The organism is Brachyspira sp. G79, assembly GCF_002379365.1.
Lineage (GTDB): Bacteria > Spirochaetota > Brachyspiria > Brachyspirales > Brachyspiraceae > Brachyspira.
This window is the reverse complement of the sequence record NZ_JQIU01000007.1, coordinates 269,457-283,299: the sequence shown is the minus strand read 5'-3', so window position 1 is coordinate 283,299 and position 13,843 is coordinate 269,457. Positions and strand designations below refer to the sequence as shown.

General features: G+C 30.1%; 19 protein-coding genes. All 19 read left to right on the top strand.

The window, feature by feature from the left end; all coding sequences use genetic code 11:
* Position 1: 1 nt before the first annotated feature.
* The 19 genes from rplF (at position 2) to KQ44_RS01305 (ending at position 13,816) form a co-directional block, all read left to right on the top strand.
* On the top strand, positions 2–574 hold the full coding sequence (gene rplF / locus KQ44_RS01395) for a 50S ribosomal protein L6 (RefSeq protein ID WP_096735921.1): 573 nt from the start codon (positions 2–4) through the stop codon (positions 572–574).
* Between the two features lie 10 nt (positions 575–584).
* Positions 585–941, top strand: coding sequence for a 50S ribosomal protein L18 (gene rplR / locus KQ44_RS01390; RefSeq protein WP_096735920.1), 357 nt, complete (start codon positions 585–587; stop codon positions 939–941).
* Positions 942–988: 47 nt separating this feature from the next.
* Positions 989–1,471, top strand: coding sequence for a 30S ribosomal protein S5 (rpsE, locus tag KQ44_RS01385; RefSeq protein WP_033425242.1), 483 nt, complete (start codon positions 989–991; stop codon positions 1,469–1,471).
* Positions 1,471–1,650, top strand: a complete 180-nt coding sequence (rpmD, locus tag KQ44_RS01380) for a 50S ribosomal protein L30 (protein WP_013114315.1) — start codon at positions 1,471–1,473, stop codon at positions 1,648–1,650. Before rpsE ends, rpmD begins: the two co-directional genes overlap by 1 nt.
* A gap of 11 nt (positions 1,651–1,661) precedes the next feature.
* Entirely contained in the window at positions 1,662–2,150 is a 489-nt protein-coding gene (gene rplO / locus KQ44_RS01375) for a 50S ribosomal protein L15 (RefSeq protein ID WP_096735919.1), read from the top strand.
* Positions 2,151–2,161: 11 nt separating this feature from the next.
* Positions 2,162–3,502 (top strand): preprotein translocase subunit SecY, encoded by a 1,341-nt coding sequence (gene secY, locus KQ44_RS01370; protein WP_020004619.1) that lies wholly within the window; start codon positions 2,162–2,164, stop codon positions 3,500–3,502.
* A gap of 5 nt (positions 3,503–3,507) precedes the next feature.
* Positions 3,508–3,726 (top strand): translation initiation factor IF-1, encoded by a 219-nt coding sequence (infA, locus tag KQ44_RS01365; protein ID WP_008727096.1) that lies wholly within the window; start codon positions 3,508–3,510, stop codon positions 3,724–3,726.
* Positions 3,727–3,750: 24 nt separating this feature from the next.
* A complete protein-coding gene (gene rpmJ / locus KQ44_RS01360; protein ID WP_008723415.1) occupies positions 3,751–3,867 on the top strand; it encodes a 50S ribosomal protein L36 in 117 nt (38 codons plus the stop codon).
* 22 nt (positions 3,868–3,889) lie between these two features.
* On the top strand, positions 3,890–4,279 hold the full coding sequence (rpsM, locus tag KQ44_RS01355; protein ID WP_008723417.1) for a 30S ribosomal protein S13: 390 nt from the start codon (positions 3,890–3,892) through the stop codon (positions 4,277–4,279).
* A gap of 58 nt (positions 4,280–4,337) precedes the next feature.
* Entirely contained in the window at positions 4,338–4,706 is a 369-nt protein-coding gene (rpsK, locus tag KQ44_RS01350; protein ID WP_047117487.1) for a 30S ribosomal protein S11, read from the top strand.
* A 38-nt stretch (positions 4,707–4,744) separates the two neighbouring features.
* Entirely contained in the window at positions 4,745–5,371 is a 627-nt protein-coding gene (gene rpsD / locus KQ44_RS01345; protein ID WP_020004620.1) for a 30S ribosomal protein S4, read from the top strand.
* 30 nt (positions 5,372–5,401) lie between these two features.
* Positions 5,402–6,376: a DNA-directed RNA polymerase subunit alpha gene (locus KQ44_RS01340; protein ID WP_096735918.1), complete on the top strand. Its 975-nt coding sequence runs from the start codon at positions 5,402–5,404 to the stop codon at positions 6,374–6,376.
* 33 nt (positions 6,377–6,409) lie between these two features.
* The gene (gene rplQ, locus KQ44_RS01335) at positions 6,410–6,796 is read left to right on the top strand and encodes a 50S ribosomal protein L17 (RefSeq protein ID WP_096735917.1); all 387 of its coding nucleotides are present in this window, start codon (positions 6,410–6,412) and stop codon (positions 6,794–6,796) included.
* A 363-nt stretch (positions 6,797–7,159) separates the two neighbouring features.
* Positions 7,160–8,428: a transcription termination factor Rho gene (gene rho / locus KQ44_RS01330; protein WP_240516422.1), complete on the top strand. Its 1,269-nt coding sequence runs from the start codon at positions 7,160–7,162 to the stop codon at positions 8,426–8,428.
* A 25-nt stretch (positions 8,429–8,453) separates the two neighbouring features.
* Positions 8,454–9,044 carry a Smr/MutS family protein gene (locus tag KQ44_RS01325; RefSeq protein WP_096735915.1) on the top strand — a complete coding sequence of 197 codons (591 nt, stop codon included), beginning with the start codon at positions 8,454–8,456 and terminating at the stop codon, positions 9,042–9,044.
* Between the two features lie 573 nt (positions 9,045–9,617).
* The gene (locus KQ44_RS01320) at positions 9,618–11,474 is read left to right on the top strand and encodes an MATE family efflux transporter (RefSeq protein ID WP_096735914.1); all 1,857 of its coding nucleotides are present in this window, start codon (positions 9,618–9,620) and stop codon (positions 11,472–11,474) included.
* Between the two features lie 14 nt (positions 11,475–11,488).
* Positions 11,489–12,187 (top strand): 2-C-methyl-D-erythritol 4-phosphate cytidylyltransferase, encoded by a 699-nt coding sequence (ispD, locus tag KQ44_RS01315; RefSeq protein WP_096735913.1) that lies wholly within the window; start codon positions 11,489–11,491, stop codon positions 12,185–12,187.
* A gap of 77 nt (positions 12,188–12,264) precedes the next feature.
* Complete coding sequence (locus KQ44_RS01310; RefSeq protein WP_096735912.1) at positions 12,265–12,813, top strand: UvrB/UvrC motif-containing protein; 549 nt, start codon at positions 12,265–12,267, stop codon at positions 12,811–12,813.
* Positions 12,803–13,816, top strand: coding sequence for a guanido phosphotransferase (locus KQ44_RS01305; RefSeq protein ID WP_096735911.1), 1,014 nt, complete (start codon positions 12,803–12,805; stop codon positions 13,814–13,816). Before KQ44_RS01310 ends, KQ44_RS01305 begins: the two co-directional genes overlap by 11 nt.
* Positions 13,817–13,843 lie beyond the last annotated feature (27 nt).

Here is a 13,843-nt window from a genome sequence, read left to right as displayed (position 1 = left end):
AATGAGTAGATTAGCAAACAAACCTATAGCGATACCTCAGGGCGTTGAAGTTAAAGTAGACGGACATAAAGTAATCGTAAAAGGTAAAAGAGGGGAGTTGACAAGAGAGTTTTTTGATTATATAATACTTGAACTTGAAAATAATTCTCTTTGGGTTAAACCTCCTAAGATTGAAAGTACTGACGAAAAAGCTATTAAAGAAAATAAAGCTAAATATTCTGCACAATTAGGTTTGGTGTGGAAACTTATTTCTAATATGATAGAAGGTGTAAATACTGGATATAAAAAAGTGCTTCAGCTAGAAGGTACAGGTTACCGTTCTAATGTACAAGGAGACATTATAACTTTACAATTAGGTTTTTCTAGTGATGTAAAAATGAAAATACCTGAAGGTGTAAAAGTAACAGTAGAAAAAGACACAAAGATAGTTATCGAAGGTAATGATAAAGAACAAGTAGGTGAGCTCGCTATGAATATTAAAAAGAGAAGACCTGTTGAACCTTATAAAGGTAAAGGTGTTAGATTTGAAGGCGAGCATGTAAAAATGAAAGAAAGTAAAAAAGCTGCTAAGTAAGGGGTAAGCTATGGGTTTAAGAGAAAAAATTAAAGCTCAACGTGAAAGAAGAAAAAGAAGTATACGTATAAAAATAGAAGGAAGCTCTGAGCGTCCTAGACTTACAGTTTATAAAAGTCTTAAATATGTATCTGCTCAAATAATAGATGATAGTAAAGGTGTTACTTTAGTATCAGCATCTTCTCAGGAAAAAGATTTAAAAAGCGGTAAAAATGCTGATATAGCTAAAGAAATAGGAAAAATTTTAGCCGCTAGAGCAAAAGAAAAAAATATAAGTGAAGTTGTATTCGACAGAAACGGCTATATATATCATGGAAAAATAAAATCCTTGGCTGACGGTGCTCGTGAAGCAGGATTGAAATTTTAAGGAGTATGACCTTGGCACACGATATAAACAACAACGAAGAAAAAAGTATGTACGAAGAACGTCTTATAACTTTAAACAGAGTTGCTAAAGTTATGAAAGGCGGAAGACGTTTTAGATTTGCCGCTTTAATGGTTTTAGGTGATAAGAATGGTCATGTTGGTTTAGGTTATGGTAAAGCAAATGAAGTACCAGATGCTATTAGAAAAGCTATAGAGCAAGCTAAGAAAAACATGATAGAAGTTAACTTAAAAGGTGAAACTATACCTCATAATACAGTTGGTGTATTTAGAAGCAGCAGAATTATTATGAAACCAGCTTCTAAAGGTACTGGAGTAATTTCAGGTGGTCCTGCACGTGCTGTGTTAGAATTGGCTGGTGTAAAAAATATTCTTTCTAAGTCTTTAGGTAATAACAATTCAATGAACCTAGCTAAAGCTACTTTTGAAGGTTTGAAATCTTTGAAAACAGTAGAGCATATGGCTAATAAAAGAGGAATTAGTATAGACCAGATTTATGGGAGGGCAGAATAATGGCTAAAGTTGTAATAACATTAGTTAAATCTCCTATAGGCTATGAGAAGTCTCAAAGAGATACTGTTGTAGCTTTAGGTTTTAAAAAGAGTAAAAGAGTTGTAGAACATGAAGCAACTCCTCAAATAAATGGAATGATAAATAAAATATCACATCTTCTTAAAGTAGAGTATAAGTGAGGTTCTTAACAATGGCACAAGAAAATACAAAAATATTAAGAGCTCCTAAAGGTTCAAGCAAAAAACGTCATAGAGTAGGACGCGGTCAAGGTTCTGGTTGGGGCTGTACTGCAGGCAGAGGTGATAAAGGTGCACAGTCTCGTTCTGGATACAGCAGAAGAGCTGGTTTTGAAGGTGGACAGATGCCTTTGCATAGAAGAATCCCTAAAAGCGGATTTACTAATGCAGCTTTCAAAAAATGTGTAAATGTTATCAATGTTGGTGATTTAGATTCTATTGGTAATGAAATAAGCAGAGAAATTTTACTAAAATTAGGTTTCCTTTCATCTAAAAGAGATTATATTAAACTTCTTTCTATGGGTGAAGTTAAAAATGCTGTTACTATTACAGTTGATATGGCTAGTAAAAAAGCTATAGAAAAAATCGAGAAATCTGGCGGTAAAGTTATAATACATGAACGTAAAAAATATATTAGAAAAAAAGAAGATAAAAAATCTTAAGGTAAATAATAATGTTGAAATCATTAGCTAATATATTTAAGGTACAGGAATTAAGAAGCAGAATATTATTTACTGTTATAGCTATTTTAGTTTATAGAATAGGAAGTCATATTCCTACACCTGGTATAGATCCTACAGCTCTTTTGGGCTTTTTATCCTCATCGCAAGGCGGTGCAGGACTTTTAACTATAATGGATTTATTTTCAGGCGGTGCTTTATTTAGATTTTCTATATTGGCACTTGGTATAATGCCTTATATTTCTGCTTCTATCATAATGCAGCTTCTTGGGGTAGTAATACCTGCACTCGAAAGAATGCAAAAAGAAGGTGAAAGCGGTCGTAAAAAGATAAATCAGTATGTTAGATATTTAACACTTGTTCTTTGTATAGTACAATCTGCAGCTATGGCTAGTTGGATACAGAGCATAAATGAAGGTGCTATGATATTTATGAATCCTGGTATAGGATTTATATTATTAGTAGTTGTAACAGCTACTGCTGGTACCATGTTCTTAATGTGGCTAGGTGACCAAATTACAGAACGCGGCCTTGGTAACGGTATATCTGTTATAATTTTTGCTGGTATTGTTGCTCGTATTCCTGCTGGTGTTTACGATGTTATACAGAAAAGAGAAAGTGAATATTTAAACTCTTTAGTTATAGTTCTTTTCTTCATAATTTTCGCAATAGTTATATTCTGTGTAGTTTATGAAGAAAGCGGACAGAGAAGAATACCTGTTCAATATGCTAAACGTGTGGTTGGAAGAAAAGTATTCGGAGCTCAATCAACTCATATACCTTTCAAAATCAATCCATCTGGAGTTATACCTATAATATTCGCTTCTGCTTTAATGGCAATTCCAGCTCAGATAGCTAGTTTAACTAGAGGTGTTCAATGGAGATGGCTTGATGCATTGCTTAGATTTTTCTCTTATGGAAGCTGGGCATACATTATTCTCTATTGTCTTTTAGTTATAATGTTTGCCTATGTTTATACATCAGTACAATTTAATCCAGACGATATAGCAGAGAATCTTAAAAAATCTGGCGGTTTTATACCCGGTTATAGACCTGGTACTCAAACAGCAGAATATCTTAAGACAGTATTAAGCAGAATAACTATAGGCGGTTCAATATTCTTGGCGGCTATAGCAGTATTCCCAGATTTAATGTCTAAGATACCTATATTTGCACCTTTCAGAGGTACAAATAATTCTCTTGTTTATTTGATGGGCGGAACATCAGTAATGATTAGTGTAAGTGTTGCCGTTGAGTTATTAAAGCAAATAGAATCCTATTTACAAATGCATAACTATGATGGTATATTGAAGAAATCTAAGGTTAGAAGGTAAACAATATGGCTGATAGAGAAACTATAGAAGTAGAGGGTACAGTTGTAGAGCCTCTTCCGAATGCTACTTTTAGAGTAGAGCTAGAAAATGGTCATAAGATATTGGCTCATATATCAGGTAAGATGCGTATGAATTTTATTCGCATACTTCCCGGTGATAAAGTAACTATAGAAATGTCTCCCTATGATTTAACAAAGGGCAGAATAATTTATCGTTATAAGTAATAAATTAATTGGAGATTAGTTACAATGAAAGTAAAAAGTTCTATAAAAAAACGCTGTAATGACTGTCAGATAGTTAAAAGAAAAGGCGTAGTTAGAGTTATATGTAAGAAAAACCCAAGACATAAACAAAAACAGAAGTAATTAATTTAAGGAGATAATTAATATGGCACGCTTAATGGGTGTTGAAATTAGAAACAATAAAAGAATAGAAATAGCCCTTACTGATATATACGGTATAGGTCGCACTCTTGCTCATGTTATTTGTGATAAAGCTAATATAGATTATTCTATTAAAGCTAAAGATTTAACAGATGCACAAATTACAGCTTTAAGAGATGCTATAGAAGCCACTACTAAAGTAGAAGGTGATTTACGTACAGAGCTTTACAATAATATAAAGCGTTTAAAAGATATTCACTCATATCGTGGAATGCGTCATATTAAAAGGCTTCCAGTGCATGGTCAGCGTACACGCACTAATTCGCGTAATGCTAGAGGCGGCGGAGCTAGAAAAGCTATTGCTGGTAAGAAAAAAGCACCAGGTAAAAAATAATTAATGGGGGAGAATAGTGGCTACTCAAAAAGGTAAAAAAACTCTAAAAGATAAAAAAATTAAAAAAGATAGAAAAGTTGAAGCTTTTGGTATAGTACATATAAAAGCTAGCTTTAATAATACAATAGTTACTATAACAGATAGAAATGGAGACACTCTATCTTGGGCTAGTGCAGGTTTAGATGGAGATTATAAAAGCAGTAAAAAATCTACTCCTTTCGCTGCACAGGTTGCTAGTGAGAAAGCATCGAAAAAGGCTTATGAAATGGGTGTTAGAGAAGTAGAAGTTTATGTAAAAGGTCCTGGAATGGGAAGAGAAAGCTCTATCAGAGCAGTTGAAGCTTCAGGTCTTAAAGTTAAACTTATTAAGGACGTTACTCCAATGCCTCATAACGGCTGCCGTCCTAGAAAAAGAAGAAGAATATAATATTTGTATTTAAGTTGTATTAATAGGAGATAAATAATATGGCAAGATATAGAGATGCTAGTTGTAGATTATGCCGCCGTGAAAAAATGAAACTTATGTTGAAAGGCGAAAGATGTCTTACTGCTAAATGTGCTATAACAAAAAAGAGAGAAGTACCAGGTCCTGTTAACCGTAAAATGAAACAGTTGTCAGAATATGGTATTCAGATGAGAGAAAAACAAAAAGTTAAACGTATTTACGGTGTTTTAGAAAAACAATTTAGAAATTATTATCATGAGGCTATACGTGTAGCTGGTGTATCTGGTGAAAACTTACTTAGATTATTAGAATTACGTTTGGACAATGTTGTTTATAGACTTGGTTTTGCTAAAAGTAGAAATCAGGCTAGACAATTTGTAGCTCATGGTTTTATATCAGTTAATGGTAAAAAAATGTCAATTCCTTCATACAGTACAAAAGTTGGAGATAAAATCTCTTTTACTGAAAATGGCAATGCTGTAGGTGAAGTTAAAACTATAGCAGAAGGTTTAAAAAGTGAATATGTTCCAGCATGGTTAAGTTTGGATCTTTCTTCTAAAACAGGAGAAATAGTTACTTTGCCTATAAGAGATCATATAGAGTATCCTATCAATGAACAGCTCATCATTGAGTACTATTCTAAGTAATGGAACTCTTTTATAAGGGGTATTATAAGAATGGCATTAAAAGAAATATTAGAATCTATTAAACATCCTCATAGGGTTACTTTTGAGAAGAAAGACTTGACTCCTACTTACGGCAAATTTATTGCTCAGCCTTTTGAAAGAGGATATGCGGTTACTGTTGGTAATGCTTTAAGAAGAGTATTATTATCTTCTATACCTGGTTATGCTATCACTGCTATTAAAATAGATGGTGTCAGCAACGAATTTGAAAATGTACCCGGCATGAAAGAAGACACTATAGTGATGATTATGCATCTTAAAAATGTTGTAGTTTCGCTTCCAGATCGTTTGGAAACAAAAACTATTCATATGAAAAAAGAAGGTCCTTGCACTATTACTGCCGGCGATTTGGTGGCTAATGATAATGAGGCTCAGGTTCATAACCCTGATTACTATATTGCTACTATTGCGGAAGGCTATACCTTTGAAATGGATATTCAAATAGAAGGCGGATATAGTTATGTGCCTGCAGAAATGAATATTGAATTGGTAGAAGATGTTAATGCTATAGCTATAGATGCTATATATTCACCTATTGTAAGTGTTAAATATAATGTTGACCCTATAAGAGTAGGACAGCGTATAGATTACGGAAAACTTACTCTTGAAATAGAAACTAAAGGTAATATAGCTCCAGAAAAAGCTCTTTCACAAGCTGCTAAAATCTTAAGAGATAATTTAAAACATTTTATGGATCCTGAAGAGGCTAATGGCGATGATGAAAAAATAGAAGAAACCCCTAAAGATTCTGTTCTTGATTCTCTTAAGGGAAAACATATTGAAGAAGTGGAATTCTCTGTTAGAACTGCTAATTTCTTGATGGCTTCTGATCTTAAAACTTTGGATAAGGTTGCTGTAAAAACTGAATCTGATTTGTTAAGACTTATGGGTGCTAATGAAATGATTATTGAAGAAATTAAAGAAAAACTTGCAGAGTATGGTGCTCATCTTGGTATGAGAGGTTAATATAAAAGGTAATAAACTTTTAAGGATAGTAAAATGAGACATAGAGTTACAGTAAAAAAATTTAATAGAACAAGTGCACATAAAAAAGCTATGCTTTCTAACATGCTTACTTCTCTTTTGAAATATGAAAAAATAGAAACTACTAAAGAAAAAGGCAGAGCTATAAAGCAATTAGCTGATAAAATTATATATAAAGCTAAAGTTGACAATGTTCACAATAGAAGAATGGCTGCTAAGTATGTTAAAGATAGGACTATACTTACTAAACTTTTTAAAGATATAGCTCCTAGATATGCTGATAAAAATGGCGGTTATGTAAGAAAAATTTTGTCATATAAAAGATTCGGTGATGCTGCAGATATGTGTGTAGTTATGCTTTGTGAATCTGATAGCTCTTCTGTTAAAACTGAAAATAAATAAATTAATTAAATAAAAATAGACAAATCGGTTTATAAATCTTAATATAAGCAAATTTTATATAAATAATATCTATAGTTTTGTTATAGCGAATGTTCGCTATAACTTTACATAGATGTTGTTTATGGAGGAATTATTATGCCTTTCCAAAAAAAACGTGTAAAAGTATCTAATGAAAATGAAGAAATTGAAACTCCTGTTTCTCAGCCTAAAAAAGTTGTCAGAAAAAAAGTTGTGAAACAGATTGAGACTTTGCAAGATAATAATAATAATGATATAGTTTCAAAAGATGAACAAGATGTTAATATTAATGAAAATTATGATAATGATCTAAATGGTGAAAAACTGAATAAACCTGTTGAGGATATTCATATTAGTAAATTAAGTTGTTTAACTTTTGAGGAACTTTTGGAATTTGCTGAAGGTTATGGTATAAAAAAAGACACTTCTAATAATATCAGACGCCAAGAACTTATGCAGGCTATAGTGAGAGCACAGCATGCTATGGAAGGTAAAATTATTGCTGAGGGTACTTTAGAGACTTTGCAAGACGGTTTTGGTTTTTTAAGGTCTCAAAATAGTAATTATTTGGTTGGTCCTGATGATATATATATTTCACCTGCTCAAATTAGACTTTTTGGTCTTAGAACGGGGGATATAATTACTGGTGAAGTAAGACCTCCTAAAGATAATGCTGGAGAAAAATTTTTTGCTTTGCTTAAAATTTTAACAGTTAATGGAGAAGAGCCTAATAATCTTTATAAAAGACCTCAATTTGATAAATTAACCCCTATTTTCCCTAATGAACGTATAGACTTGGAGTTTGCTCCTAATAAAATATCTACACGTATTATTAATCTTGTTTCCCCTATAGGTAAAGGTCAAAGAGGTTTAATCGTAGCTCCTCCAAAAGCTGGTAAAACTATGATGCTTCAGGAGATTGCTAATGCTATATGTAAAAACTATCCAGATATTAAACTTTTTATACTTCTTATAGATGAGCGTCCTGAAGAAGTTACCGATATGAAAAGACAAGTTCCAGAAGCTGAGGTTATTGCATCTACATTTGATGAAACTCCAGATAAACATTGTCAGGTTTCTGAAATGGTATTAGAAAAAGCTAAACGTTTAGTAGAAAATAAACATGATGTTGTTATAATACTTGATTCTATTACAAGACTTTCAAGAGCTTATAACTTGGTTGTTCCTGCAAGTGGTAAGGTGTTAACAGGGGGTGTAGATTCTAATGCTCTTCATAAACCAAAAAGATTCTTCGGTGCTGCCAGAAATATAGAAGAAGGCGGCTCTCTTACTATAATAGCTTCTGCTTTGGTTGATACTGGAAGTAAAATGGACGATTATATATACGAAGAGTTCAAAGGTACTGGTAATATGGAGCTTCATTTGGATAGAAAACTTGCAAATAGAAGACTTTTCCCTGCTATTGATATTGATTCTTCTTCTACTAGAAGAGAGGATTTACTTCTTACTGAAGAGGAAAAAAATAAGATGTGGGCTTTAAGAAAATATATGCAGTCTCAGGGTATAGATGAGGATCAATTAATAGAAACTGTTATTGATAAAATGAATTCTACTAAAGATAATGCTGAGTTTTTGAAATTATTAAATTCATAAATATTATTATTTTAGGATTCATTATATGTCAAAAAAATCTGAAGAAGAAGATAGAAAACTGTTTTTATTTTATTTAAAACATGGATATTTTCCTGACGATTTTGATTATAAAAAAAATATTGAATACACAAAAAAAGAAAATATAAATAAAAAAAATATTGAAATTTACAATAATAAAGAATTAGAAAAAATTAATTTTTCAAAAGAAAATAAGCCTTATACAAAAGAAGATGAAGAAATGTTTTTAAGTGCAATTGAGAATCTCGATTGCACTAATCATTCTAAAAAATCTATTCATGATAGAAAGATTAATACTAAATTTAAGCCTAATATAAAAAATGCCACCCCTAAAGACAGGTTGGATTTGCATGGACTTACTAGCGATAGAGCCTTGATAGAAGTTAAGCATTTTATTTATGAATGTAAGAAAAATAAAATAAGTCCTATTCTTATAATACATGGTAAAGGTTTTGGAAGCGAAAATAAAATACCTGTGTTAAAAAATATGGTGGAATATTATTTACAAACAGACGGGAAAAATCATATAAAGTATTATTCAGATGCTCCTCTTCATTTGGGTGGAAGTGGTGCTAAGATAATTTATTTGGATATATAAGAGTTTTTTCAAAAGTACTTGATAAAAAATTACCAGTTTATTATTTTTAATTACATAATATTAATTATTTATAAATAAATGTTTTATATGTTGTGTAAATTATATATTTAAACTAGAAAAATGCAGTTCTTTCGAAGTGTATGGTTCTTTTTATCATACCAACCTAACGGTACTTTCTTTGGTTGCAGTAGGCATTCGTCATAAAAGAATTGGTTTTTTGCTAAGCATGCAGAGCAGTCACGATGTCTGCTTCGTAATGGTAAAGTACCGCTATAATTTAAAAACATTATATTTTAAATCATTATAAATAATTATTAAAATAGGTTTTGAAACAAGTACAATATATATTCAGTATTTTTATATTAAGTTATGAATGAAATTATTATAATTTTTTAAATATTATCAAAATAATCTTTAAAAGTTTTATTATTATTGGTATAATATAGCCTTTATATGCGGGTAAAATATTATATCAATTTTTTATCAATATAATTTTTTGTATTATATGTATTTATTGTTTTATTAAGTATATAATATTTATAGTGCTTTTTTATAAGTAAAAGGAAATTATTTATGGTCAATTTTTTTAAAAGTCAGTCAACAGAAGCAAGGCGTGATTTAATACTTCATGGCTCTATTACTAATACATTAATAATGCTTTCTATACCAACACTTATGATGAGTTTAGTTCAGTCGTTAATACCATTAATGGACGGACTTTTTCTTAATAATGTTACAGGTACTATTATAGCAAGCAGTGTAAACTTTGCTGAACCTATTATTAATATGATGACAGCATTATCTCAAGGTTTGGGGGTTGCTGCTATGGCAATAGTTGGGCAGTATAATGGACTTGGGGATTTTACAAATGCTAAAAAGATATCAACTCAAATAGTAGTTACAGGTGTTTTATTTGGTATTGCTATGGGGCCTACACTTTATATTGTAAGTATATTAGTCTCTATGAATTTACAGCCAGGCATTAAAGAAAATGTATATCAGTATTTATCATTATATAGTTTTGTTATGCCTATGACATTTTTGGCTGCTTTATATAATGGTATAAAAAATGCCAATGGTAAGCCAGAAGCTACTTTTATAAGAAGTGTTATACTTCTTCTTTTAAAAATAGTATTTAATTTTATATATGTTTATTTTATGCATTTAAAGATACTAGGAAGCGTATTAGCATCATTTTCTACATACCTTATAGTTACAGCTTGGATGTATTATGATTTATTTATAAAAAAGAGCGATGATAAATTATCTTTAAAAGATTTTAAATTTGACAGATCCATTTTAAAAGAACTTATGATAATAGGTGTTCCTTCAATGCTTACTACTTTTTTAAGCAATTTAGGCTTCTTTTTAATTAATACTGAAGTAGAAAAATACGGAGCTACTATATTAAATGGTCAGGGTATAGCCAATAATATAACTACTGTATGTTTTAATCTTCCAGCGGCATTTGGTTCTGCTGTTACAACTATGGTTAGTATGAATATAGGAGCTAAATATGCTGATAAAGCTAAAAAGTCATGCTATACAGGTATGGTATTAAGTGCTATTACAGCTATTATACTTATAGCTATTGTTATACCTCTTACTCCTCATATAACTATACTATTTACTAGGGAGGCCGAAGATTTATATGTTGCTAATGGTGCTTTGCCCATATTTGCATTAGGGGTATTAGGTTTCGGTATTACTATGGTTGTACAGGGTGCTTTAATAGGGCTTGGAAGGACTAGGGTTCCTCTTATAATTAGTATACTTAGAATATGGTTTTTAAGATTTATATTTATCATTGTAACTACAAAGTATTTATCTTATTGGTCAGTATTCTGGGGTAATTTATTTTCTAATACTATGTCTGGAGTTATAGCACTTATTATTATATCAAAAGTTCCTTGGATATCTGTTATTAATTTGAAAACTCAAAATAGTGTTGTTTTAAGAACAAGACTTTTTATAGATGCTTTGGGGGCTAAACTTTTTCCTAAAAATATTGGTAAAAGAAAAGATTATATTCAGAAGATGAGAAATAAATTAAGCAAAATAAAAGACCCAGTGAAACTTGTACTCTTTAGAGAAAAAGAAATAGAAAAAATAGAAAAAATGCAGGAAAGAGAGGAAAAGGCTAAAAAACGTGAAGAGATGAAAAGACTTGAAAGAGCTGAATGGAAGATGCAGCTTGAAGAGATAAAAGAAAAAAGAGAAAAGATGAATGCAGAAAGAAAAGAGTATAATGAAAATAGAAAAAGAGAGAAAGAAGAGAAAAAATTGAAGATGAAACAGGAAGTTCAGGCTAGAAGAGATGCAAGACATAAACTTAGAGATGAAAGAAATATAGAAAAAGAAAAACGAAGAGAAGAGAGAAGAATGCTTAGAGATAAAAATAATAAAAAAGACAATACAGAAAATAATTAAGAGATATAATATTTATGAATACAACTTTAGTAGTATTAATAGCTGGAAGTTCTAAACGTTTCGGCGGTAAAGTAAAAAAGCAGTTTATAAAAGTAGATAAAAAGCCAATATTTGTACATACTTTAATAAATATGCTTAAATTTAATTTTGATAATATTGTCTTAGTAAGCTCCAAAGACGATATAAAAAATATAAAAAAATATATAGAAAAAGAAGACAGCATAAAAGAAAAATCAAAAAAGAATATGCATTACATAGAAGGCGGAAGTGAGAGGGTATATTCTGTATATAATGCTGTTGTTTTTATAAAAGATAATATAAAGACTGATTATGTATTTATTCATGATGGGGTTAGACCTCTTGTAAGCAGAAATGAAATAAAATCTTTATATGAGACTGTATTGGAGCATGATGCTGCAATACTGGCTTCAAAAGTGGTTGATACTATAAAAAAAGCTGATGATAATAATAATATAATAGAGACTATAGACAGAACATATCTTTATAGGGCAGCTACTCCTCAAGGATTTAAATTTGATAATTATATTACAGCCATTGAAAAATATATTAACGATAAAAATTCCAATTTAGCTACAGATGATGCTGAAATATATAGCAAATATTTTGGAAATGTAAAAATAGTGTTATGTTCATCTAATAATATAAAGATTACCAACAAGGAAGACTTGAATATTTTTATTAAATTGAGGTAAAAGTATATAAATTATTTGCTTTTTTTCTTATTAAATGATAAAATTTTGTAACTAAGTTATTTAGGGGTTTATATATTTTGAAATGCGATATATGTGGTAAAGAGAAGGCTGTATTATATATTCAGGAAATTATAGGTAATGAGCGTCATCAGATAAATATATGTAAAGAATGCGAGATTAACGGCAATATTATGGAGAAATGTCTTGAGTTGGAATTCGATAATATTGATACAGTATTTCCTAATTACAGATCTCTACCTTCAAAAAAGAAAAAGAAGAAAGTTTCTAATTCTAATAAAGTATGCAAAGTTTGCGGATATTCTTTGGAAGACTTTTTAAAGACAGGAGCAGTATGCTGTCCTAAATGTTATGAATATTTAAAATCAGATTTATCTAAAGCAGTTAAAAAGATGCATAGAGAGAATAAGCATATAGGGAAAATATCTAATAAAAATTTAAGTTTCAGAGATATAGAATCAAAAATAGAAGAGTATAAAGAAAAAATAGAACTGTTAATAAAAATAGAAAATTTTGAAGAGGCTGCCTTAATAAGAGACAAACTTGAAACTCTGCAGCATGATTTAATATCTAAAAAAACTAAGAGCGAAAAAAAAGATGTCCGTTAATAACAGCATAGCAAATTGGATATATCAGAAAGGAAATGATGATAATATAGTATTATATTCAAAAGTTTCAATTTATAGAAATTTGGATAATGTCAGATTTTTTTATCATATGGATAAAGATGATTTTGATAAAACTGAAACTATTTTAAGAACAAATATAGAAGATTTAAATCATGAGTTTGAATATATAAAACTTTTTAATGAACCTAATTTGAATATACGCATACTAATAGAAAATCTTACAATATCAAAAAATAAAAATTTAGTTAATGCTTCATTATATACCGATATAAATGAATCTTCATCTTTACTTATAAACTCTAATGAACATTTGGAAATACAGACTATAGCAAGGGGATTAGAACTTGAGGACTGTTTTAATAGGGCATACAAGATAGAAAATGAATTAGACAAAAAAATAGATTTTGCCTATGATAAAAAGTTCGGATTTTTAACTAGCTCCCCTGAAGTAATAGGTACTGCTATGAGTGTAAATGTATGTTTGGCTATACCTTGTCTTATTTGGAAAACTCCTGATAATATAGATTATTTTGTTAATGAATGTGCTAAAATGGGATTTGAAGCTAGTATAAAAAATGGGCTTATGTATATAAAAAATAATATTATGATAGGAGTTACTGAGAGGTTTATACTTGACAGTATTATCGAAAAAGTTAAAGAAATATCAGAAAAAGAGAAAAGAATCAGAAGCAGAATAAAAAAATTGGATAGAATAGAAATTGAAGATAGAATATACAGAAGTAGAGCAATATTATTATCAGCAAGAACTCTAAAATATAGAGAGCTTATAAAGTATAGTTTATGGCTTAGAGTAGGTATTGATTACGGGATACTTGAGGATTTGGAGCTTGATACTTTATATTATATTATAGCAGCTGGAAAAAGCGGACATTTAAAGCAGTTATATCAGAAAAGCAGCTATTACAAAAATATAGATGAAATTAGAGCTAATGTTATAAGAGATATTTTAAAAAATAAATGAACATAATGTTTTAAGTTATGCTCATTT